The organism is Acidianus infernus, from assembly GCF_009729545.1.
GTDB lineage: Archaea > Thermoproteota > Thermoprotei_A > Sulfolobales > Sulfolobaceae > Acidianus > Acidianus infernus.
Window position 1 is genome coordinate 1905218 of the sequence record NZ_WFIY01000004.1, and the last position, 23171, is coordinate 1928388.

The 23171-nt window shown below is 37.9% G+C and carries 19 protein-coding genes and 1 pseudogene; 10 read left to right on the forward strand and 10 right to left on the reverse strand.

The features are described from left to right. Positions 1-2: 2 nt before the first annotated feature. Together D1867_RS10890 and D1867_RS10895 are read left to right on the forward strand one after the other, a co-directional pair. Complete coding sequence (locus D1867_RS10890; RefSeq protein WP_155864156.1) at positions 3-2273, forward strand: LamG domain-containing protein; 2271 nt, start codon at positions 3-5, stop codon at positions 2271-2273. Between the two features lie 4 nt (positions 2274-2277). Beyond that, the gene (locus tag D1867_RS10895; RefSeq protein ID WP_155864157.1) at positions 2278-3747 is read left to right on the forward strand and encodes a hypothetical protein; all 1470 of its coding nucleotides are present in this window, start codon (positions 2278-2280) and stop codon (positions 3745-3747) included. Positions 3748-4230: 483 nt separating this feature from the next. Here the strand turns inward: D1867_RS10895 and D1867_RS10900 are convergent, their stop codons facing one another. Further along, complete coding sequence (locus tag D1867_RS10900; RefSeq protein ID WP_155864158.1) at positions 4231-5016, reverse strand: hypothetical protein; 786 nt, start codon at positions 5014-5016, stop codon at positions 4231-4233. Between the two features lie 255 nt (positions 5017-5271). Here D1867_RS10900 and D1867_RS10905 point away from each other — a divergent pair, with 255 nt between their 5' ends. Both D1867_RS10905 and D1867_RS10910 read left to right on the forward strand, forming a co-directional pair. Further along, positions 5272-7326 carry a xanthine dehydrogenase family protein molybdopterin-binding subunit gene (locus tag D1867_RS10905; RefSeq protein WP_155864159.1) on the forward strand — a complete coding sequence of 685 codons (2055 nt, stop codon included), beginning with the start codon at positions 5272-5274 and terminating at the stop codon, positions 7324-7326. 1023 nt (positions 7327-8349) lie between these two features. Next, the gene (locus tag D1867_RS10910) at positions 8350-10068 is read left to right on the forward strand and encodes an APC family permease (RefSeq protein ID WP_155864160.1); all 1719 of its coding nucleotides are present in this window, start codon (positions 8350-8352) and stop codon (positions 10066-10068) included. Between the two features lie 119 nt (positions 10069-10187). On the opposite strand, the gene D1867_RS10915 is transcribed toward D1867_RS10910, so the two are convergent. From D1867_RS10915 to D1867_RS10945, 7 genes are all read right to left on the reverse strand, one after another. Further along, on the reverse strand, positions 10188-11315 hold the full coding sequence (locus D1867_RS10915) for an MFS transporter (protein WP_155864161.1): 1128 nt from the start codon (positions 11313-11315) through the stop codon (positions 10188-10190). Positions 11316-11901: 586 nt separating this feature from the next. Further along, positions 11902-12213 carry a transcriptional regulator gene (locus D1867_RS10920; RefSeq protein ID WP_338078046.1) on the reverse strand — a complete coding sequence of 104 codons (312 nt, stop codon included), beginning with the start codon at positions 12211-12213 and terminating at the stop codon, positions 11902-11904. Continuing rightward, positions 12206-12799 (reverse strand): hypothetical protein, encoded by a 594-nt coding sequence (locus D1867_RS10925; protein ID WP_155864162.1) that lies wholly within the window; start codon positions 12797-12799, stop codon positions 12206-12208. The genes D1867_RS10920 and D1867_RS10925 overlap by 8 nt, the downstream gene beginning before the upstream one ends. A gap of 2 nt (positions 12800-12801) precedes the next feature. Next, positions 12802-13566, reverse strand: a complete 765-nt coding sequence (locus tag D1867_RS10930; protein WP_155864163.1) for an ATP-binding cassette domain-containing protein — start codon at positions 13564-13566, stop codon at positions 12802-12804. Further along, complete coding sequence (locus D1867_RS10935; protein WP_162309170.1) at positions 13563-14327, reverse strand: hypothetical protein; 765 nt, start codon at positions 14325-14327, stop codon at positions 13563-13565. The genes D1867_RS10930 and D1867_RS10935 overlap by 4 nt, the downstream gene beginning before the upstream one ends. Positions 14328-14670: 343 nt before the next feature. Then, complete coding sequence (locus D1867_RS10940; protein WP_155864165.1) at positions 14671-15477, reverse strand: aldo/keto reductase; 807 nt, start codon at positions 15475-15477, stop codon at positions 14671-14673. Then, positions 15464-15934: a pyrimidine dimer DNA glycosylase/endonuclease V gene (locus tag D1867_RS10945; RefSeq protein WP_155864166.1), complete on the reverse strand. Its 471-nt coding sequence runs from the start codon at positions 15932-15934 to the stop codon at positions 15464-15466. The genes D1867_RS10940 and D1867_RS10945 overlap by 14 nt, the downstream gene beginning before the upstream one ends. A 180-nt stretch (positions 15935-16114) precedes the next feature. Here D1867_RS10945 and sfsA point away from each other — a divergent pair, with 180 nt between their 5' ends. Next, the gene (gene sfsA, locus D1867_RS10950) at positions 16115-16774 is read left to right on the forward strand and encodes a DNA/RNA nuclease SfsA (protein ID WP_155864167.1); all 660 of its coding nucleotides are present in this window, start codon (positions 16115-16117) and stop codon (positions 16772-16774) included. Between the two features lie 27 nt (positions 16775-16801). Further along, positions 16802-17512, forward strand: a complete 711-nt coding sequence (locus D1867_RS10955) for a DUF72 domain-containing protein (protein ID WP_155864168.1) — start codon at positions 16802-16804, stop codon at positions 17510-17512. Between the two features lie 223 nt (positions 17513-17735). On the opposite strand, the gene D1867_RS10960 is transcribed toward D1867_RS10955, so the two are convergent. Further along, positions 17736-18122 (reverse strand): hypothetical protein, encoded by a 387-nt coding sequence (locus D1867_RS10960; protein WP_155864169.1) that lies wholly within the window; start codon positions 18120-18122, stop codon positions 17736-17738. Positions 18123-18373: 251 nt separating this feature from the next. Between D1867_RS10960 and D1867_RS10965 the strand changes: the two genes are divergently transcribed. Then, the gene (locus D1867_RS10965; protein WP_155864482.1) at positions 18374-19171 is read left to right on the forward strand and encodes an undecaprenyl-diphosphate phosphatase; all 798 of its coding nucleotides are present in this window, start codon (positions 18374-18376) and stop codon (positions 19169-19171) included. 223 nt (positions 19172-19394) lie between these two features. Next, positions 19395-19523: a hypothetical protein gene (locus tag D1867_RS12645; protein WP_276608438.1), complete on the forward strand. Its 129-nt coding sequence runs from the start codon at positions 19395-19397 to the stop codon at positions 19521-19523. Between the two features lie 30 nt (positions 19524-19553). On the opposite strand, the gene D1867_RS10970 is transcribed toward D1867_RS12645, so the two are convergent. Continuing rightward, a complete protein-coding gene (locus D1867_RS10970; RefSeq protein ID WP_155864170.1) occupies positions 19554-20180 on the reverse strand; it encodes an MBL fold metallo-hydrolase in 627 nt (208 codons plus the stop codon). A 723-nt stretch (positions 20181-20903) separates the two neighbouring features. Between D1867_RS10970 and D1867_RS10975 the strand changes: the two are divergent. Both D1867_RS10975 and D1867_RS10980 read left to right on the forward strand, forming a co-directional pair. Further along, positions 20904-21207, forward strand: a pseudogene (locus tag D1867_RS10975) (DUF488 domain-containing protein). Positions 21208-21380: 173 nt separating this feature from the next. Then, positions 21381-22958 carry a thiamine pyrophosphate-requiring protein gene (locus D1867_RS10980; protein WP_155864171.1) on the forward strand — a complete coding sequence of 526 codons (1578 nt, stop codon included), beginning with the start codon at positions 21381-21383 and terminating at the stop codon, positions 22956-22958. Positions 22959-23171: the final 213 nt, after the last annotated feature.

Here is a 23171-nt window from a genome sequence, read left to right on the forward strand (position 1 = left end):
AAATGGTAGAAAAGAAAGTTTCCAATAAAAGAAGTAAAGGCATTTCAATTGTAATAGCTTTTATTTTTATTACTATAATAATTTTTTCGGTTCTAATACCTTTCATAATAATAAGGAGCACTACTCCAAATTATTCTAATATTAGTGCAGTGTCAGCTTCTGCTCTAAGCAGTGAGAGAGAGCTCCAAGTTCAGGAGGTTGAGAGTGGAGATCCTTCGATTTCGGCTTTTCAAGGATCTCAAGGGCAAGTTTACTTATGTTTCCATTATAAGCACGGCTTGACACCTATTACTATTATAGGAGTTTATTATTTCTGTCAAAATACTGGTAAATGGGTTTCAGCATATCCTAGGCCGTTTACAGTAACTGGGAATGAAAGAATTTATCTATTCACGCCAATAGAATATACTGGATTAATTGAAATAGTTACTAGTCTAGGTAATATATTTTATACTCCAGTTTCTACTATAGGAGCATCGGCCTCAACAAATATTTATTGTATTATTCAAACTACTTCTACTCCTTCTTATGTAATCACGCCCTGCGGTAAAACTATTATTTTACCTAATGGAACAGAGATAATTACACCTTGTTTTACATTGCCCAAATTGGCAAAGAGTAATTCATGTTATAAATTGCCTAAATGTACGAAACTTATATTACCTTGCGGAAAAGTTTGCAATTTACCGAATGGAGGAATTCTTCACTTAAATAATAATTTGCTAAAGCAAAAATACATAAACTCGGCATATTTTCCCTTCTCTTCTTTCCTTACAGGATACCAGAGTGATAACGATAATATAGGACCTTTACCAGTGGGCCAGAGAAATCCTGAGCTAAATACTCAAACAATAGTGCAGTGGTTCATAGCAAGCGGCAATTTAGCTCCTATCTGCATTTATATATGCGGTTTAGCTCCATCAACTGTTCAAGAGAATACTGTGTATATATCAAAATATGCTCCAACTGGAGGATATATTACATGGACAGGAGATGCTGGTTTAATAGTGGGAGCAGGAAAAATTGGATTAGTAGATCCACCGCCTCCGTCTCCTAAACCAAGCGGTCCTCAAAGTCCTCCATATTACGTTGCCTTTACTGTACACTTAGCTAACGGCTCTTGGGCTACAATAGTTGATACTACACCTATTCCGGTAGTCGGTAAAGAGAATGGTCAGCCTGCGTCTCCATTGACATTGGCTGTAGGAGTTTTCAATTCTAAGACGGGAACTCTATGCTTGTATATTAATGGTACATTAGTGAGTAAAGCTACTGTTAATTGTAAAAAATTATGCGTAAATCCATTATCCTATTTTGATGTTGGATCTGCCTATAATGGAGGAGGTAATCCATGGCTATGTGAATTGCCAGGCTTCCCTGGAGATATGTATACTGGGGGAAATAATTTATACTCTTTTAACGGCGCATTAGGTCCTACAATAATTTATAATACCTCATTAACGCCTTATCAGATTAAAAGTTTGTTTATTGGATGTATTCCGTCTCCGGATAATATTGTAATATTATGGTCTCAGAACTCAGCTGAATATGTGCACATATGCACAAGCACTTGGACAGTTACTCCTTGCTATAAGTATTGTAGTAATCCTCCAGGAGGTCCACCTGGTAAATGCCCTTATGGAGAGTATGATTATGAAGTATTTAACCTAGCAAACTTATGTCAATTTAATGGATTCTGGGGATTAGCGGGGGCTATCCCTACTTCATTTGCACCATTTAGCGATGTTGTATTATGGGGAGGAGCGTCTCCAATAGTGCTCAATCCTTCAGCTCTAGTTCATTGTAATGTAAATATAACTGTAAGATATAGTGCTTGTTTAATACCCACAACTCCAGGAGGATATACTTTCTCGGTTAACTTTACAGATCCGTTGCCTGGAGCTACTGTAGAGAGAAACGTTCAGACCGTAACCTATGCAAATGAGTGGGCAACTGTTTACATCAATGGTCAGAAGGTATTTGAAGGAGAGTTTGTGAATAATCAATTACATGTGTTATATAGTAATATTCCTTGCTATCAGCAGAAAAATATTCCGATGTTTGGATGCTATTTGAAATCCCCAGTTAATATTACTGTAATATTTACGTTCAATATGTATGAAGGAAGTGCAAACAATCAACCAGTAGGTCCTGTTGGTCCTCAATCCAGCTGTAATTATCCAGTAGTATACTTTAATATAATGTGGTTGCCACCAGGAGCTCAATGGTTAACTTATATTCCAATAACTCAGTTGGAGCCGTATCAGGTGTGAAAAAATGAAGGCAAAACATTTTTTCTTATTCTTTGTATTTTTATTCCTTATATCTACTAATGTGCAATCTCAAATTTCATCCCCTTCTGTTGCAGTATCTTTAACTACTTTTGACGGAAAACTTTTTATGGCTTCATCTTCAGTAGTTTACGAATTCTGTCACGGTCAATGGGTTAAAATTTTACAAATGAATAATATAAAACAGATAGAAGGAGGTAAGGAGGGAATTTATATAAACAATGGAACTCTTTACTATTTTTACAAGCTAACTTATCTTATTCCTTTAAATATAACTAATCCTTTCAAGCTATTTTACGACAATTATACTGGTGAACTTTACGTTACCGGCAATTCACATCTTTATATTATAAATTGTAGTAGAGTGATCGCATCATATTATATTCCTCTAAGCTTCTGTTACGTTACGTTCAACTGCAATGAGGCCATTGTTGATAGTCAATGCGGTTACTTTATCTTCTTTTATAATGGTAGTGAACATTTAACGATAAGTTGTCAGGACGCTTTTTCCGGAATGCTTTTCGCTGACGGTAAATTTATTACAGGATCCTTCGATCCTAGAGGTCTCTTTATTTATAATAATCTCAGCGTCATTTACTTAAATAAGATCTGGGACATCTATCTGAGACAACTTCCAGAGTATAATATTACTTTAGTATGCACTAAAGTTACTCCCTGTTGTTTAATTTATTTTAAAGGAATGCTTTACATATCATCATTACAAGGAATTCAAGTAATTAACCTTGAAAATTATCAAAGCGTGTATTATAATCCATGCCCTGCTTATTCAATGATTATATATAATTGCTCAGTGTTAGTTGCTACTAAATCTGGAATTATTGCACTTAATATATCTTCTTTGCCAATTTATACACTAACTATAAAGAAAGTGGGAGGCCTTTATGGTAAGGTTTTAATTAATGGTACAGAATACACGTTTTATAATTGTCTTAAATTAAGATTGGAAGAAGGGATATATAATTTAACTTTCTTAAATTGTTCAATCTATAAACCGTGCATAAATAATGAGGTAATTAACCTAAATTGTAACAAAACATTAACTATAAAATACGTAGGAATTCCGGAGGAACTGAGTGTAATAATCGAAGACTTAAATAATGGGAGTAGATACAGCATAACTATAAACAATCAAACTTACTTTGAAGACAGTAATATAGTAAAATTCACACTACCTGCTGGACAGTATTGTGTTAAGATTGATATAAATGGAGTGACAAAGACCTTTATCGTAAACTTAATTCAGGATGAGGAGATAGTAATTAATGCGGGCTCATTTTATCTCACTGCTAATAATAGCACAATAACTGCTACTACTACTACTCATATCAGCAATAATAGCAATAACTCTCTTAGTTTAGCCTGTTATATAGCAATAGCTTTAGTAATTGTGGCATTAATATTCATGATAATGGTAATAAGGAGAAGACAGAGCTAAATTCCTGACAGATGAACGACAAGCCTCGTCCCTTCTATGGGCGGGGTAAAGCTATTTAAACTGTGGAACTTCAGTACAATTTGTGATCCTTTATTTTGAATTAGCTATTATATAACAAGAAAAGCGGAAGTGTTTAGCCTTTACTTTCTTGCAATTAATAACTATAATAAAGCCTTAGAATTTATTTCAAATTCATCCACCAACAATAATTAATAAGAAAGTTAATGTAGAAAATTTTACTCCATCTATATTACGTAGACGGTAATTTAAAAATCCTAGAGAAATCTTTTAAATAGATGATGAGAGCCCGTCCCCTCCGAATTCGTGAAGAACCCTGCGAAGGTCTGACATGTTAAGGTATTGCTAGTCACGTGAAAGCATAGTATCGCGATGTGTGAAAATCTTTGTAAAATGAGGAACGACATTAATCTTTACGGAAAAAGAGTTTCTAGAATCGGTTGCACATCTAGGAGAAGATAAAAATCAAGTCTCCAATTTTTCTATCAAGTCTTCAAGCTGTAATTCATATGCCTTCATTTTTAACTCTCCATTATAAAGGAGGAGTAAGGAGAGGGCTTCACTACCAGTCTTTATATCGTTTCCAGTGATGCAAGACGCCTTCTTTATTTCCCTATTCAAAACTACTACTAAACACTCTAAATTTTTCCCGAAAATCTTCACTATTCCTGCTTCTAACTTATGTATTACTTCCTTGAACTTCCCGATTACCTTGTTTGAGTCTCCTTCTTCGCTTAAAACTTCTACTTTATTTAACTCGAATTCTTCTGAAGGCTTGAAGTAAAACCTAATGAAAGGGATAAAGTGACCTTCAACTATGTGGGTCGCTAAATCAAACTCACTCCTTCCGAATATCCTAGACAGTACAGAGCTCTTATACTGTGCTTTAACTAAAAATGATATTCTCGTCTTATTATCTCCTAGAGGAGTGAGGATGAAGGAAATTTCCCACTCGAATTTTCCATCAAACGTACCTCCTTTGTACTTTATCTCCCCCGAAGATATTTCTGGTCCTCTCATGTAACCAAGAGTAACGCGGTAGTTTTCTGGGGTGCCGAAAACGTAAGCTACCTCAAAATCGTTTTCCGGAGAGTTTAAGTATTCGGGAGTTACATATTCTCCCTTTAGTTTGTCCTTAACCCTCAGAATCCCTATATGTCCAACTATTCCAGCAAAGAAGAACGGGTTTATTAACACTCCCATTACTGTGGATCTGTTAGCGTTTACTACTATTTCATTTCTATATGTCATGAGTGTAATTAATAGTATGTAATATTTAAACTTATTTCTAGATAATATATATAGTCTTAAATAGAAAACGAACGAATATTACAAAGGTGAATCATGGGCGTCGTAAGCTTATTATATACCCTATCTGTTTAAATACCATGTGATGAGAGTCCGTCCCCTCCGAAGTCGTGAAGAACCCGGCGAAGGTCTGACATGTTAAGGTATTGCTAGTCACGTGAAAGCTAAGTTTATTTATGTATGGTATGAAACTAACCTATGAGAAGGCTTGACCTAGAGGACGTAATAAAAGGAAAAGGAAATTATGTAGACGATTTACCTTTTTCAGGCTATTATGGAGTATTCGTGAGGAGTCAATACCCTCATGCAATTTTAAGGAAGGTAGACGTTGAAGGTGCGAGAAGGAAAGGAGCGTTTGTGTTGACTGCGGAGGATTTACTATCATTATCGACTCTTAAAGGGAAGGAAGAACAAGAAGGAAGCTCATCTATTTCTTCCCTCTTGGCTTATAAAAAAGTAAGATATGTAGGTGAACCCATAGCTTTGGTAATAGCAAAAGACCCTTACGAGGCAACAGATTTAGCTGAGGAGGTCTCTGTAGATTACGAACCTTTACCTGCAGTAAGTAATATAGACGAAGCACTTAAGAACGACGTCCTAGTATTCGAAGAGTTAGGGACTAACGAGGTATACAAGAAGACTTTTGAATATGGCGAGATGCCTAAAAACGACAAGGAGATCGAGGTCTCCCTTTATTGGAGTAGGTCTTCAGGTAATCCTATAGAGACCTTTGGAGTAATTTCAATTCCTCAAGGAGACGGAGTAACAATTATATCAAACCTTCAAGCCCCTCAGTTCCAGAGTAATGAAATCTCTAAGTACTTTAAGGTAAAAGTAGTCCCTACAAGGCACGGAGGAAGTTTCGGTTCCAAGTTCTCAGTAACTCGTTATGCAATAGTCTTAGGGCTTGCCTCCCTTAAATTTAACATCCCCATTAAGTGGATAGAAACTAGGACTGAACACTTAATGGCCTCTAACAGCTCTGGTCCAGAAAGGAAGTTCAGAATAAAGGCATATTTCAAGAGGGACGGCACAGTCACTGGCCTAGATTTCAAGATCTGGGAAGATATAGGAGCTTCGCTTTACAACGGACAAGCTTTTAAGCCTACTGGAATTCTAGCGGGGCCGTATAAAGTGAAGAACATAAAGTACGACGTTAGCTTAGTCGCTACTAATAAGAATCCTCCAGGGGCGTTTAGGGGAGCAGGAACTCCTCCTCATACTTGGGCTTTAGAAAGGGTAATGGACTTCATTGCGGATGAGCTTAAAATGGAAAGACACGAGGTGAGGAGGAAGAACTTAATAGATTCCTTCCCTTACGACGCTCCTTACGCTCATTACGATTCCGGTAATCCTAGGAACTTACTTGATCTTGCGCTCTCTAGAAAGGACTTGTGGAGTTTGAGGGAAAAAGGTTATGGGGTAGGTTTAGCTTGCTCCACCGATCCTAGCACACCTTCTGGCCAGGAAGGAGTAAAACTATCAATAAGAAATGGTAAAGTAATACTCGGCATAGGTTATGGCCCGGAAGGACAAGGAAATGAACATGTAGGCAAACTTTTAGTGTCAAGGCTTTTGGGAATTCCTCTGGAGACCATTGAAGTCGAGCTTTTAGACAGTGAGAATTCTCCTTCGAGCTTCGGTCCGGGAGGAAGCAGAATGGCCGTTTTCTTGGCTGGGGCGATTAAAGGGGCCGTAGAGGAGCTGGTTAGTAAACTTAGGAGAAAATATAATGCAGAATATAAGGACGGCTTCTTGTTGAGAGGTGAGGAAAAGATTCCTATAACTTCATTGCAGGAGGAAGTTTCTTATGTTTATTCTCAGCAAGGTAAGACAAGGTTTATTGCCTATCCTTTCGCTTGCGATATTGCGGTTGTAAAGGTTGATGAAGAAACAGGGTTAATTAAGCCCGTCAAGTTGGTAGTTTATCTAGACCCGGGTACACCATTGGATGAAGAGGTAGTCAAGGAGCAAGTGATTGGAGGCTCTGCAATAGGAGTTTCTCTTGCTCTTTACGAAAGTTACGTTTACGACAAAGGACAGTTACTTACTTTAAGCCTATCAGACTACGGTCTGCCTAGTGCCGATCAAATGCCCGAATTCGAAGTCCACCTTGTACCTACTCCATCTCCTTATACTCCTTTCGGCGAAAAAGGGATAGGAGAAGTCCCAGTAGGGGTAGCCGCTGCAGCAGTTACAAGTGCTGTTGAGGACGCAATAAAGAAGAGGATATCTAAAGTTCCAATAAGATAAGAAATAGTTATACAAATTTTTATTTTTAATTATTTAAAATTATCATTAATACCAAATCATGAATATTTTAGATGCCGTGAGTGGTAGTCAAACGCCTCCGGGACATGTTTCGTTGGATGCTTCATCTCGTGACTGCTTCACGGTGACGCACTCTAAGGATTAGAAGCAACGACTATACGTAAAAGAGTTACAGCCCAGAGTAGAGAGAAGTTGTAAGTTAGGAAGACGTAAAAGCTTTAACTCTTTAACGAGGATTGAGTAAGTTATCTTCTAAAATTTTGTTTAGACTAATTAACATAATTAACAACTAAATTATTTCCATATTTACTCCTAAATTCCTAATATCTTGAAAATCTTTATCTTTCGTTAATGATACTTCGTTATTTACAATAGATAGCCCAAGAAAGTTTTTAGTTACGCTCCTTCCCAGCGTTCCTCTGGGGCTGAGTCCTTTTTCATGTTAATAGAAAACTTTTTATATTCGTTTATAATGCGTTTGTCGATAAAAAGATGATCTCTCACGCCGATGTGGGCTATGCCCAAAAGGGTGGGAGGGATTATAGAGAGATGTGAGTCCCGTGCCGTTGGGCTCTAAGGAGTCCCATGACCCACCTAAAAGGTGGTTGAGGGCTAAGTCCCTACACTTGATCATGATTGAAGATAAAATGAGTGAAATGAAAGTGTAGGGACAAACGGTAGTCCTGTGAGCCACCCGAATCGATGAGCCCATTGGGAGGTCAGATGGCAATTGTATAAACTCCTCGTAAAAATCTTTTAATCGACACTGGCGTGAATTTTCTATAAATACTTTTTAATTCTCTATACTTAAAACTAGTTTACTTAATGAAAATTTTAGCAAAACAATAAGAACTTTTTTTATCTTTAATGTTCTCTTACTTCTATTTAACACTTTTAGTTTTACTCCAAACGATTAAAAAAGTATAAAATAATCAACGTAAAAGTGATAATTTTTTATCAATTATATAAGCAATTCTTATATACAGTTTATGAATAGAGAAGTTCATGTCTAGGCAAACTGAAACTTCGTCAGGTGTAAAATTAAAAAGAGAACTACGTTTGATAGACTTATATTTTGCAGGTTTAACTGCAGTAATAGGTTCAGGATGGATATTTGGAAGCTTAGAAACAGCGTCAGCAGCAGGACCTGCAGCAATACTTAGTTGGATATTTGGAGGAATCTTCATTCTAATAATTGCTTTAGTTTGGGCTGAAGTAGGTACATCAATACCGGTAGCTGGAGGAGCAGTTAGGTATGCAAAATACTCTCACGGAGGCTTAGCTGCATCGATAATTAGTTGGAGCGTAATATTAACTTATATCGCAGTCCCTGCTGCCGAGGCAGTTGCAGTGGTTGAAGTTTTGCAAGGAGCTTTAAGTTTATACGGAATAACTTCGGTAACCTTATGCTCTTCAGAATTCCCAACAGCTGAAGGGCTTGGAGTAGCGTTAGCATTGTCTGCCCTCTTCTTTTTCATTAATTACATTGGAATATCCGCACTGAGGGCAAGCAACTTTGCAATAACTTCTTGGAAATTAATTATTCCTTCCCTCACTGTTATATCCATACTTATAGTAGGAGTTCCAAAGTTTGCTTCAAACTTTACTACACCGTCATTTGCACCTTACGGATTCTTACCAGTTTTCTCCGCAATCCCTGCAACAGGGGTAGCCTTCGCATACTTGGGTTTCAGACAACCAATAGAAATGGCTGCAGAAGCTAAAATGCCGGGAAGAGATATTTGGAGGGCAATATTAGCAGTTGTAGGAACTTCGATAGTACTTTACACTATGTTACAAGTAGTGTTTATAGGGGGTTTTGCGTGGAACTCTTCAGCTTTCGGAACTACCGGAGTCTCTCCTGGAGATTGGTCTGCATTAACTTCATCGCCTCAGCCTCCAATTTATTCCTTCCCATTCTTCTATGAAGTTGCGGGCCTAGGTTTAGGAGCTTTAGCAATCTTGTTGGCAATTGACGGCGTAGTCAGTCCAAGCGGTACTTTAAGCCAATACATGGCCTCAACTGCGAGAGTTTTATACGGAACTTCTAAAGAGGGCTTCCTCTCTGATAAGTTCTTCGAAGTTCATGGTAAATACAGAGTTCCAGTTTGGGGTTTAATTGCAACAATGATAGTGACAATAGTGCTGTTAGTAATGGCTTTCGCTGGTACTTTAGTTTCTTCAGTTGGAGGTGCATGGAGTGCATTAGTTTCAATTATAACTACTACTGGAGTATTTTCCTATATTATAGGCTCAGTATTCCTTCCACTTAGTAGGAAATATGCACCGGATCTACCTAGGCCTTTCAAATTACCAGCACATCAAGCATTCTCTCTTGCTGCTTTCGTGATTTCAGCATTATTAGTTTACTGGGGTGCAGGAGCTTTAATAGCACCGCCTTCCGATCCATATGGAGGTTACATTTTAATAGGTGTAATGCTAGCAGGAGCATTAACTTACTTAACATATAAGGATAAAAAGCCGTGCGACCTTAAGGCTGGATTGTGGGTGATCGCTTTCCTAATTTTTACTGGAGTATTAGTAGCTTTAGGCTGTTACGGCTTTGGAGTAATTCCTAGCTCACCATTGCCCTTTGCCTGGATAATCGATATAATAGCTTCAATTGGATTTTACTTATGGGCAATTAACTCTGCAGTACCAGAATGTCACGTAAAGGTCAACATTGGCAAAGGAATAGAAGCAAGTAAAAACGAGAGCGAATAAAGATCTCACGCACAGTCTTACGCTAAACCGCTAGTGTCTCCTCCCTTATTGAGAAGCGTAATTTTTAATCAATTCTTTTTTTTTAAGCTGTTAAAAGATATTAAGAGTTAAGTAAAATGCTAAAACTTCACTGGTTTTACTTCCTGTATCTTCAAATAGAAGAAGGAAGCAATTGCCCTCAATGACGCAACTATAAGCATCATAATCTTAATTGCTAAAAATATGCCCAAAAATTCTAATTCTTCAACTCCAAAAGCTCCTATACTTGATCCTATTATGTCTCCAAGTCCGCTCACAGCATTATATAAACCAATTCCCTTCCTCACATCCTTTGAATTATCGTAAATGTAAGATAAGTAAGCAGTAGAATTAATGGACGAAGTAAATCCGGCAACTACGTTAGCTAAGTAAATCTCATAAACAGAAGTAGACAAAGCGTAAGCTAAAGGAAAAACCGATAAAGCCAACCTACCTAAGAACATCATTAACCTCCTATTCTTATCCACAAGCTCTCCTATCTTCCTCTGCAACAAAAGGGTAGAAAAATTGGCAATGAGGTTAATTATTGCAATGTTCTCAAAGTCCATGTTAAACAAGTAAACTTGCGCAAGGGGAAACAGAGGCCAAGCCATAGACCAAACTACGTCAAATAAGAAAGTTATAATCAAGAACTTACTTAACTCCTTATTTAAGGAAAGCCCCTTTAAAGGCTCCTTTGAATAATCAACGTCAAACTCTAGTGAGATTAATGAGCTAAGAATGAAAAGCGAACCGCTTATGAGGAAGAAATACCTCACCTCATTAAATTCCTTGTTTACTATAAAACCCGTGATAAGCGTAGCTATTATTCCTCCTATGACGGAGTAAAAGGAGTACTGAGCCAGGATTTTTCCTCTGGAAGTATTGCTTACTCTCTCCATAATTAAATACCAACCGTAGGCAGAAATACCTAGAGAAGCCTCCAAGATAACGTAAATTACTACGAAAAACACTCCAAAGGGGATAAAAGATAAGGAAATCCAAAGGAGTCCTGCAGCAAGAGTTCCGTAAAAGGTTATTATTTTCCCTCTGAGGTTAAAGAACCCCATTACGAACTGTATAAATGAAGGTAATGCTGAACCTGCAGAAGAAACTATAGCTAAGTTCTCTCCAGAAATCCCAAATGCTGCGGAAACGAATGAAATAAAAGGTTGAGAAAGGTTTAGTGCAAAATTCCTTATCATGATATAAGTCCTTAAAGGCTTCATCACATAATCCAATACTTTGAGAATTTAAGGTTATCTAACAAGAAGATGGACTACACGGAAATTACAAGATAATAGAAACGTGACATTCATTTACTAATGAGACATTCTTAAAATTTAAAGGCTTTACAAAAAATGGGGGTCAAAGGGAGGAAAGGGGGATGGATAGCCCAAGACGTTGATGACGCTACTCCCCAGCTCGAGTGAGGGGCAATCAGTATGAAAGTCCCCTCAAATGGTTCTCTGAGCTCGAATCGATGAGCCCCCTGGGAGGGAACCCTTCCAGTCAGTGCTTCAAACATATATTCACGAATATATATTCGGGAATATAAGAATATTTAGTGCAGTTTAAAGAGGGAGTAAGCTAAAATTATTTCCTAACTAGTAGAAAATTACAAGTATATCAGTATTCATAGCTAAGACCATTAAAGTGTGCCCAACTATTTTGAGTAAAACGTGGGGATTTTTGTTAACTTGATAACACTCTTATAAGAGTTATTAAATACGTCGAATTTGATGATGATCTATGAAAAGTTTCAAATGTAATAACACAAAGAAACTAAAACTTCTGTAGCTAGATTTTCGTGAATCATTTTTTATCTGACATTTTATTCACGAGCATTAAATATTGTCTCATTACCTCTTTCCCTTTTTCAGTTATTTCTATAAAAGTTCTTGGGCCTAAGGCTGTAAACTTTTTAGTCATCCTTATATATCCACCCTCCTCTAGAACTTGCAAATGAGTGTAAAGGGAACTTTTGGGTATGTTAAGAATTTTTAGTAACTGAGAGAAATTTATTGATTCTAAGCCAAATAGAGCGAGGAGAATGCCCAACCTAATTGAGTTGTTCAACGCAGGGTCGCTGAGTATCTCCATTAACTTCTTTAAATCATCACTCACCTTCAATTACCTCCATGAAAGACGCATACGATGCATAAATCCAAGATAGAGTGAAGGGGATCCACATTATTTTAGTGAGACAGATATTTAACGTAACACAAATTCCAACGCTTACAATATAAGCGATGAAAGTCATCATTACTAACAAGTCGTAATAGTGGAAATCATGGAATGACTTTTTGAGGCAGAAATAAACGAAAAAGGAATAATTAATTCCAAGGATAGCAAATCCAGCTAAAGCCAAGTAAGGGTAGTTAAACTCATAGCCTATGAATATCATAGCCGTAGGGATTGACCATACTGCGGTGTAAATAATGTCGGAATACTTATTATATTTTTTAATCCCATAAACTCTTTCTACTATTTTTGAAAAATCTGAAAAAATTTTAAAATTATAATATAAATATCCAAAAAGAGCTATTGGGTAATTCAAGAAGGGATATCTAGTGTTAATAAGGTATAATGCGAAAGAAACTATTGGAAAAGTAGACCAGAGTAAATAATACTTTGCAAGCGTTAGCCTAAATTCTCCCTTAATGATTTTTTCTGCAACCTCCCTAGACTCCTTTACTATGTCCTTCTCCATCCTTATACCTCCAATAGGTTGTACAACCTTTCTAAACTACCTATCATGTCCATCTTATATCCTTTATCCCCTCTAACTAACGACACCTTCTTCCCATTAATTTCTAAGGTAAGCAGAGCTGATGGGTCTTCACCCATAACTACTGAGGATGAGAGCAAGTCGCTAACGGTTATTGGCCCAAACACTTTCCCCTCGAGTATAATGAAAGCCTTATAGTCGCTAAATTGCCTCGCAATATCAACTTCGTGAGTAACTATAATCCCCTCCTTACCATGTTCTTTCAACCAATTCACCACAATTTTCCTCTTTGCAACGTCTACGTTCTCGAAAGGCTCATCAATTAGAATTACCTTAGGATCTGTAGCTAAGGCTATGAGAGTCCTAACTATAACGCTCTGCCCTGCCGATAGTTGGTAAATCTTCTTTTTCGTTTTTATTCCCAACTTCTCAAGTTCTGCCTTTACGTCAATCTTTAGCCCTTTTAACTCGCCGTAAATCTCTATTATGTCATCTATTGTCAATCCTATGGAGAAGGCTTGGGGCAAATTTGTTGCAACCTCGTTGTAGTTCTTAACGTTTCTTACTTCCATCCCGTCAATCTTTATACTCCCCTTGTACGGAATGATTCCCGCAATGGCACTAAGTAGTGTTGACTTGCCAGAGCCATTAGGGCCTAAAAGTAACACTTTTTCTCCATCTACCTTCATGTTTACTCCTTTTATTACTTCCCTATCGTAATATACGTGGACGTCATTAAGCTCTATCATACTATTCTCGCCTCCTCTAGACTCTTATAATATAACCTCCTGAAGAGTAACATCGACGCGAAGGAAAGGACTATAGACCAACCTATCGCTGAAATTATTACGTAATCTACGTTAAGGGTGGGCCCTTTAAAGTCGTTAAAGTTTAGCGGGATGCTCCCTGTAAAGAAGCTCTGCACTCCTAAAACTTGAATAGAAAGGAATGGGCTGTAATAAACTAAGTTACCCAGGTTTATGTTTGTATAAGATAAACCGAAGAGGTAAGCTAAGACTAAGGGAATGTATGAGATGGCCTCCCTCAGCCTCCTTGTAGTAACTATTGTAAGCTCCTCTAAAAGCAGGGATAAAGGTAAATAAAATACTCCAGCAAGTATTGCGTCGAGGAAGAATAAGCCCCAGTTCTTGGGAGCTATTGTTTCTCCAAAGTGGTAGGAGAAGAGCGAAATTACTCCTAAGCCCATTATTATACTTACAATTATTGTCGTTACTAACATTGTGAAGTAAAGGGAAAATAGATAGTATTTAGGTGTTAATTTCGAAAACCTCATAAAGTATGGTAGACTGCCGGACTGATAATATATCATAAATGCTATGGAAGTTGCAAATGATGAAGTTGATAACAAAGCTATTATGCCGTACCAACTTGCGGTATAGTAAACTGCTGATGATTTAGGAACGCTGGCAGACTCGATGAAAGCCCCCATTACTATCCAGAAGAACATGAAAGCTATCCCCCAACCTAAGGCATAGGGGTTAGTTAACAACCTTTTTGTGAGGATTAAAGGCAACTTTACGTGTTCATATTTTTACTGCTTGTCTTTTATAATGTGAAGAAAGTTCGTGGTTTTGAACTACTATGAAATGATGTCAGCATTGAAAGAATTTTTGAAAGTATGGTTTTGAACTACTGAAAAGGGAAAGAGAGAAGCCTCAGATTTTTCTATATTGAAGCGAAGTAATCTGCGACTTATAGGCTGACTACTTGGATGCCTCACATTTCTTTTTCTCTCGTTATTTAGAATTTCTAGGATTTTTCTTGTTAGAAAAACGTTCCTTAAAAGGTTGGAAATCCTCGTTTGTCATCACTTCCCGTAAACCTCCTCAACGTCAATCTCGAGCTTTAGCTATTGCCTCCCAATCTTCCTTACTTAATTTCCACCCCATTGCTCCAGCATTCTCTTCCAAATGTTTTATATTACTAGCTTTGACTATTGGAACCATAACATCAATGGATATATACCAATTTAGAGCAACTTGAATTGGTGTTTTATTGTACTTTTTAGCAATTTTATCCAGTATCTTAATTTCCGATATTCTTCCTTTTTCTAACGGTGTATAGGAAAAATACGCAATCCCGTTCTTTTTAGCATACTCCAGAGTATCTTCATCACTTCTATCCAACAAGCTGTAATGGTTTTCAATTGCGGTGATTTCGTTCTTTTTAAGGCATTCGTTGGCCTTTTGTATTCCTTCTGGTTTAAAGTTACTAAGCCCAATGAACTTTACGATTCCGTCTTCCACTAGTTTTTCAAATGCACTCATCGTCTCACATATTGGTACCGAGGAGGAAGGCCAGTGAAGTAAGTAAAGGTCTATGAAAGTGCCGAGCCTTGAACTACTTGCCTTTGCTGATTTTATTACGTCGTCATACTTTGCGTGGTTAGGCCAAACTTTAGTTATTATAAAGACGTCGTCCCTCTTGAAGTCCTTTATTGCCTTGCCCACTAGTTCTTCAGCATGCCCTCCACCGTACATTTCTGCAGTATCAATAGTTGTAATTCCGAGTTCTATAGCCTTCTTTATTGCGCTCACGTCTTTTTCGTCGTTCTCATAACTGGGAGTCCAGAAACCTCCGCCCATCTTCCAAGTTCCTAAGGCTAGATCAGAAATTGTGAAGTGCTTAAACTTTTTCATAAGGTATTGTAGTATTAGAATTAAAAAACGCTATCTTTTCCCACTCTTCTATTCCGCCTTTAACGACAAAGAAAATAGGGTTAGTTTCTATTATTTTAACCTGGAGTAGTTCAGCGTACATTTTAGGGTTTCTAATTTTCAACTTCTCTAATAAGTGATGGAATTCATAATTTATTTGTCCCTCTGTTACCGGCATCCTTAAGGTTAGATCATATTTGACTATCTTATCCTTATTAAAGGAATAACCTCTCCTCACTCCCTCCATGTAAACGTAGTAAAGGTAAGTTCCTAAATAAAGGACAGGATCGCTAGTTCTCTTGAACCTTATTAACTGAGGGTGGTTTTTATATCCTCTCGTTTCTCCTAGCAGAACTTTCTGAGCAAGTAAGCCTTCTCTCCACAAGCCTAAAAGACCTCGAGTGTCAAGGTACTTTGGATGAATTGACCAAAGTCTCATGATCTTTTATTATACTACCTAATTAAAAATTACTGTTAAAATTTATTGAAAAATAGGACTAGAGGAAGAGCCTTAAGCTGTAAAGAAAGTCTTTTGCACAGTAGCAACTATAGAATTTAAGCCATCATATTCAGATAAAAATTTTTAATCAGTCCCTACACCGTTCTTCACAGTTCAGAAATGAATGCATCATCACTCGTTTACGAATTTAAGGAGGAACTACACGAGGAAATTGTGGAAAGTAGATTAAATAGATTTCTAGTACAAACAAAGAGCGGAAAGCTTTGCCACTTACACGACCCGGGGAGGCTAAAGGAGTTAATTTACCCTGGGAATAAAATCCTCGTGAGGCAAGTGGAAAAGGGGAAAAGGAAGACCTCCTGTCAAGTCACCGCAGCTTGGGATGGGAGGTGGGTCATTACTGACTCCAGTATACACAACGCTATTGCTAGAAAATTCTTACCTGGGGCGAGGCAGGAAGTAAAACTTGGGAAGAGCAGGATAGATTTCTTCTACGATAACACTTACGTTGAGGTGAAGGGCTGTACCCTAGTCAATGACGGGGTGGCACTCTTTCCAGACGCACCAACTGAGAGAGGTAGAAAGCACTTGGAAGAGTTAATAAGAGCAATGGAGAGAGGGATGAGGGCTAAGCTCCTAGTTCTAGTAATGAGGGACGACGCAGTCTGCTTTTCCCCAAACGCTGAAACTGATAGAAAATTTGCTGAAACTTTTTACCTAGCGTTGACCAAGGGCTTAGAAGTTGAAGTTAAGGAGTTTAAACTTGAAGGAAATAAGGTATACTACGTTAGGGATATTCCACTATGCGGTAAAGGTTAAAAGAAAGTAGTGAAGAGAAAAAATTAGATGATAAAAGTAGGTACTTGCGGTTTTACTAATAAGCACTTCAAATATTTTAACGTATTAGAAGTTCAACAAACCTTTTATGACGTGGTTAGTGAAACAACGCTAAGCAGATGGAGGAAGATGGCGGAGGAAAATGGCGTAGAGCTAACGTTAAAGGCACTGCAAGTAATAACTCACGAATATAACACGTCTACTTATAAGAGAATGAAGAAATTCCAAGGAAATAAGGAGAACTTTGGGTCCTTTAAGGAAACTAAGGAAGTTGAGGAGGCTACTGAAATAACGTTAAAGGAAGCCAAGGAATTGAACGCTAGGATCATAGTTTTTCAATCTCCTGCATCTTTTAAGCCTTCGGAGGAAAACGTGAAAAGGCTGATAGACTATTTCTCAACTTTAGAGAAGGGCTTTATTTATGCTTGGGAACCTAGAGGCTCTTGGTACGATAATGAGAGCCTTTTGAAGGAAGTTTTAGAAAGAACAGGGGTAGTTCATGTAGTCGATCCATTTAGGCATAACTCCTTAACTCAAATGAAGTATTATAGACTACACGGAATAGGAAAAGGAGAAGTTAATTATTCATATAAATTTACTGATGAAGATTTGCAGAAATTGAAAGACATTGTTAAAGCTAGTTCTTCTACTACATACGTTCTATTTAATAATATATATTCCTTTGATGACGCGTTAAGGTTTAAGAAAATGCTAGGATGAGATTGGCGTAACTTCTCACGGGCTTAAAAGATCATACACCGTTAGAGGGAAACATCACTACCTTTTGAGCAATCTCCAACAGAAACTGAAGCAGTCACACAGTCATCGGTTGAGAGATTATCATAATAGTAATAGAAAATACACATGATGTAATACTACCTACTATTATATAAATAAAAAGTGTAACTATCCAAAACGGTATTTAGCTTTGGGAGGGAACCTTTCAGGAGGAAGTCAGTACTGTAGTATTGAAGCTTATTTCCTCACCATTATTAAAGAATATTTCAACCATAACCTTAGATTGAGGAGATAAATTCTGGTCTCCAGTAGTGATATAATAGGTATTAGTTCCAGGGTATATTATAACTTTATTTTCAGGGTAAAATACCTCGCCATTAATTTTAACATAACTTACTGTCAGTTGCTTAGGAGAGAATAATTTAACCTTAATAGTGTCATTGTTAAAAACACAACCACTATAAAGAGTAATTGTGCACTGTTGAGTAAATAAACTTGAAACTAAAGAGTAAGTAACATAAACTACCGCAAAAGTTGAAGCAACTATTCCTATTAATATTATAAAGGCTGTTAAAGCTGGTGAATGCTCCACAAATCTCCATGGTTTTTTATCTATATATATTTTTTCATATCACTACTTTTAGATCCACTCTATATATTTTATATATCCTTTTATTGTATATATAGATTATATAGGTTATTTTTATTATTTAGCTAAAAAGTCTAAGCATATGAAATTCATTACTTTAAGTGCCCTAAGTCTTCTATCAACTGGAAAAGAGATTTTCCTTGGAAAAAGTTTTTCTAGACAATTCGTTATATCTCCAACAGCTAGGTGGTAAAATGAACTTCTTTGTTTCAATTCTTCTAGGAATAATACAAGGAATTGCAGAATGGCTACCTATAAGTAGTAAAACTCAGGAATTAATTGCTTCCCATTATTTACTTGGCCTAGACGTAAGTATTGCTTACACCTTTGGTTTATTTATGGAGATGGGATCAATTGGTTCTGCATTAATTTATTTCAGACATGACGTTAAGAAGGTTTTCAACGATAAATTCCTTCTAAAATTTCTGATCGTGGTAACAGTCTTCACTGGAATAGTTGGAGTTCCGCTTTATATAATTTCTGACAAGCTGCTGCAGAACGCATATAACCCTTCAATTCCAATGATATTTCTAGGCATAGCGTTAATAGCCGACGGAATTTACATTAGGTACTCAAGAACTAGAACGAGGGAGTTCAAGAATCTCTCCACGAAAGAAATGATATTAATAGGCATAGCCCAAGGCATTGCCGCACTTCCCGGAGTAAGTAGATCTGGAATGACAGTGTCAACAATGTTAATTTTAGGAATAAATCCAGAGGACGCATTTCACTACTCCTACTTAGCTTACATACCTGCGGCAATAGGAGCAGTGGGAACAACTCTCCTATTCACTAGACATCACGTCACTTATGTTATATCATTAATTGGAGTTGATGGGATAGTTTTGGCAGTAATTTCTGCCTTACTAACTGGTCTAGTAGTAATAAGCTTCCTATTGAGAATAGCCAAGACCAAGAAGGTTTACTTAATAGACTTCATGTTGGGAGGGATAGCAATCCTAGTGAGCGTACTAGGGTTAATCTTAAGCTAGAGGTTACCTTGATTGTTGGCCATCTTGAATTAATATGAAACGAGCTGAGGATGCCGAGAATGGCGGATATTATGAACTTGCGTGATTCAATGTGCATAGAAGGCTGTTATAGTGAGGTAACTAAATTTCTCACCTTTTAGAAAATCCTCCGAAGACGACAGTACGCAATTTTTCTCATCAAGGCGATGAAGGTTCACCTTTTAATACTAAAAGACGCTAAGGAATGGCCAGTGATTACGACGTCTTGATAGTAGGGGACAGAATTCCTAGTGTTAAAATGGCGAATATTCTGTTGAGGGAAGGATCGCCTTCCTTAGATGAATTCTGGGAGGAAGTTGTTGAAGTGGGGTAACTAGGCTTTGAGTTTAACGTGACCGAGCAATTAAACTAAGAAATTACTTCCAGATTTCCCGTGGGAAACGTAAACGAATGAAGGCTTTAAAGACTTTATTTTCTCAACGCTCTTAATTAATTCTTCCAAGTTCTCATATATTAGTGGATATTTAAGGCCCTTGTTAGTTCCTTGTAAAGTGTCGCCAACAATTACTGAATTTATAGTAGGTAAATATAAAGAGATGGAATCGTTAGTATGTCCAGGAGTCCTTAAAACTTCAACTCCTTCAACTAATTCCCCCTCTTTAAGTATAAGGTCTTCCTTAACTCCAGAAAATTTCTTAAAAAAGAAAGGCTTACCTAGCGCAAACAACACCTTTAGAAAGGTGGAATGCAAAACCGGTTCCCTTATTTTGCCTTCTCTCAAATAATCAACGCCGTTGGCATCTATTGCAAACTTAGCATTAGTATAATTCCTAAGCTCATAAGCACCACCTATGTGGTCTGGATGAGAATGAGTGAAAATTACGTAGTCCAACTTCACTCCTTTTGAGTTGAGGAACTCAGCTATTCTCTTACCGCTCCCCGGAGTTCCCGCATCTACCAGAATGTAACCTTTATCGTAATCTATTAGGAAGGATTTAACGAATCTCAAAGGTATTTCATAAACCTTCATAATTAAATTACCTCGCCAACGTTATTAAAGGTGTGCCACAAAAAGGGGATTAATAGCCCAAGACGTTAATGAGGCTCATCTCCAGCTCGATTGAAGGGCGAGAGTATGAAAGTCCCCTCAAATGGTGGTCTCTGACCCTCTCGACTGCCTACCCAAGTCAGACTGATGCCATGGTCTCTGCAGTTACACTGAGAACGTTAGTAAAACAGCTCAGCAAATCTAGGGCTTCTTGCATGGTCAACTAGCTTTCAATTAGAGTGGCTCAGACAATCTAGCCTTCTTCACTCCTCTGGAGGTTGGGTGCTCATCATCTATTAACAGTCATAGGGCGAAATATTAAGGTTTTCTAACTCGAAATGCAATCCAGGCTCTGCCTTCGTCCATGATAAAAACCTTTTGAAATTACTCAGTATTTCTAGCATTATATCGTCTTTTTCTCATTACGACGTAGAGAAATTACATCCTCACCTCTCAGTCCCGCTAGCCTACATCATACCTCAGCTAGGGGGACCAAATCATTATTTCTACCGGATATTTAAAAGACTCTCTTTATGCATAAAGTTCTTCCACATCTGAAAGAGTGACCTAAATCGAAAAAGGATCTTCACTATTCATATGGACTTGTAACATAATGAGAAGAATTGGTTTTGCACACTAGGATGGTGGTTTAAAATATTACACCTAATCTATTAGCCTCCTTATTTTAGAGAGTGTAAACTAGACATTAAGAGGGTTTACGATCCTTTAGAAAAGGATGATGGAATTAGGATTCTAGTAGACAGGTTGTGGCCTAGAGGTGTTAAGAAGGATCAAGTAGACGTTTGGCTTAAGGACATAGCACCTAGTGATGAAATGGTATAATCACGATTGGGAGGAGTTTAAAAGGAAGTACTTTGAGGAGCTCAGTAAAAATCCTAAGGTTGCTCTTACAGTTAATTAAAAAGGGGAAAATGTAACCTTACTTTATGCCTCAAAGTCCCCATATAACAATGCTAAGGAGTATTTAGAGAAAGTATTAAGGGTTTGAGAACCTTCTGTTAGGTTATGAGCAGATCTCCCTTTGAAGTAACGAGGAGAGAGTAATATCTGTGGAAGACGTTATAAAGGGATAAGAGATATTGTATTATAACGGTCTCCTTAAGAAGAGCCCGCGTCACAGACGCTCATCACCTTTATTTAACCACGAGACACTTAATACACATGGACACGGCAGAGTTTATCCTCAGGGTAATTTCAAGGTACACTGACAAGGTATTCATAGTATCTGGTACAGATTATCCAGCGTTTATCAAAGCAGAGCTTAAATTAAAGAGCCCAGAATTCGTGGTAGTCCCCCATGAAATCACTGCAGCAAGTGCAGCATTAGGTTATTCCTTATCAGGAAAGCTAGGAGTTCTAATGGTTCACACTGTTCCCGGTACTTTAAACTCCTTGGGAATAATTGCTGACGCCTACACTTCAAGGATACCTTTGCTCGTCATCGCAGGAAAAAGCCCTTACACTGATAAAGGGAGCACAGCGAGTAGGTCTTTAAGGATCCACTGGACTCAAGATGCAAACCAAGAGGAGTTAGTAAAATACGTGAAATGGAAGTTTGAAATAAGAGATCCTTCTCAAGTACCTGCAGCAATATCTAGGGCAATACAGATAGCCTTAAGCGAGCCACAAGGTCCAGTTTACTTGGCGATACCTAGGGAAATCAGCGTGGCAAGAGTTGAGGAAAAGGAAGTGAAAATGGAGCCCTTCTATCCTGGAGTCCCTGACAGTGTACTCGAGAAGGCGAAGGAAATGATATTAAAGGCTTCAAGACCGGTAATGATAACTTGGAGAGCCGGGAGGAAGGAAAGTTGGTTTAACTCACTAAAGGAGTTTGCTGAAACTGCAAACATCCCCGTCTTAAACTACGTGGGCGAGAGAGTTAACTACCCTTCAAACGGTAAGATGGCTTTAGATCACTTAGACTTAAGGGAGGCTGACTTAATAATTGAAGTCGAGACTGAAGTACCTTGGATACCCCGCTTTACAGACGTAGACGCTAAAGTAATAAAAGTCGACGTTGATCCTTCATACTCATACATTCCTTATTACGAGTTTCCGTGTGATCTTTGTGTACAATCATCAGTCGACGAGTTCTTTAACAAACTAAGAGTGGAGAGGAAGTTAGAGAAAGACGTGGAGGAGATGATAGAGAAGCAAAGGGAGGAAAAGAAGGAGAGGATAAGGAAATTAGCTGACGAGAAGAAAATTCACCCAGACTATTTATCATATGAAATAGGGAAATTGAAGTGGACTGTGTTCAATGAGTACGATTTAAACCCCAGATATGCAGAGTTTAACTCCTTCAACTCGTATTTTGGAGACCCAGCGTTTGGTCATTTAGGTTGGGCTCTAGGGGCAGGAGTAGGTTATAAAATGGCTACTGGGAAAGACGTCGTAATAACGGTTGGCGACGGCTCCTTCATATTTGGAGTTCCTACTGCTTTCTATTACGTGGTTAAAAAGTTCCCAGTACTCGTGGTGATATTTGACAACAAAAGCTGGAAGGCAGTAGAGAGGGCAGTAAAGGAAGTTTATCCCGGGGAGAAATTCGAGAGCTTCCCTGGGGCTGAAATTGATATTGACGACTTGCCCAAAACGATAGAAAGCGTAGGAGGGTATTATGAGTACGTGGAGAGGCCTAGTGAAGTTGAGGAAGCACTGATGAGGGGAAAGGAGAAGGTGAAGAATGGAATTCCAACAATAGTTCACGCGAGGGTAACGGATAAGAGGGGAGAATAAAACTTAGAAAAAGTTGTTCAATTCTTTTTTAGAGGCTAGGTATCACAAGAATTGGGAAATAAATGGGAGACCTACGCTGGATATTCAGTTATGACAACGGAGTATTTCTCCTTCTCGACTACGCTAGAGAAAACCCGGGCTGAGAGGAACTAGAAGATGAGGAAATTTATCCCGGTAAGTATGAGGTTAAGCAAATAAAGTTTATAATTTATC

What these genes read in the sequence shown, in the direction of transcription:
- D1867_RS10890 (WP_155864156.1), top strand. Translation starts at nt 3, where the DNA reads ATGGTAGAAAAGAAAGTTTCCAATAAAAGAAGTAAAGGCATTTCAATT.
- D1867_RS10895 (WP_155864157.1), top strand. Translation starts at nt 2,278, where the DNA reads ATGAAGGCAAAACATTTTTTCTTATTCTTTGTATTTTTATTCCTTATA.
- D1867_RS10900 (WP_155864158.1), bottom strand. Translation starts at nt 5,016, where the DNA reads ATGACATATAGAAATGAAATAGTAGTAAACGCTAACAGATCCACAGTA.
- D1867_RS10905 (WP_155864159.1), top strand. Translation starts at nt 5,272, where the DNA reads ATGAGAAGGCTTGACCTAGAGGACGTAATAAAAGGAAAAGGAAATTAT.
- D1867_RS10910 (WP_155864160.1), top strand. Translation starts at nt 8,350, where the DNA reads ATGTCTAGGCAAACTGAAACTTCGTCAGGTGTAAAATTAAAAAGAGAA.
- D1867_RS10915 (WP_155864161.1), bottom strand. Translation starts at nt 11,315, where the DNA reads ATGAAGCCTTTAAGGACTTATATCATGATAAGGAATTTTGCACTAAAC.
- D1867_RS10925 (WP_155864162.1), bottom strand. Translation starts at nt 12,799, where the DNA reads ATGGAGAAGGACATAGTAAAGGAGTCTAGGGAGGTTGCAGAAAAAATC.
- D1867_RS10930 (WP_155864163.1), bottom strand. Translation starts at nt 13,566, where the DNA reads ATGATAGAGCTTAATGACGTCCACGTATATTACGATAGGGAAGTAATA.
- D1867_RS10940 (WP_155864165.1), bottom strand. Translation starts at nt 15,477, where the DNA reads ATGAAAAAGTTTAAGCACTTCACAATTTCTGATCTAGCCTTAGGAACT.
- D1867_RS10945 (WP_155864166.1), bottom strand. Translation starts at nt 15,934, where the DNA reads ATGAGACTTTGGTCAATTCATCCAAAGTACCTTGACACTCGAGGTCTT.
- sfsA (WP_155864167.1), top strand. Translation starts at nt 16,115, where the DNA reads ATGAATGCATCATCACTCGTTTACGAATTTAAGGAGGAACTACACGAG.
- D1867_RS10955 (WP_155864168.1), top strand. Translation starts at nt 16,802, where the DNA reads ATGATAAAAGTAGGTACTTGCGGTTTTACTAATAAGCACTTCAAATAT.
- D1867_RS10965 (WP_155864482.1), top strand. Translation starts at nt 18,374, where the DNA reads ATGAACTTCTTTGTTTCAATTCTTCTAGGAATAATACAAGGAATTGCA.
- D1867_RS12645 (WP_276608438.1), top strand. Translation starts at nt 19,395, where the DNA reads ATGGCCAGTGATTACGACGTCTTGATAGTAGGGGACAGAATTCCTAGT.
- D1867_RS10970 (WP_155864170.1), bottom strand. Translation starts at nt 20,180, where the DNA reads ATGAAGGTTTATGAAATACCTTTGAGATTCGTTAAATCCTTCCTAATA.
- D1867_RS10980 (WP_155864171.1), top strand. Translation starts at nt 21,381, where the DNA reads ATGGACACGGCAGAGTTTATCCTCAGGGTAATTTCAAGGTACACTGAC.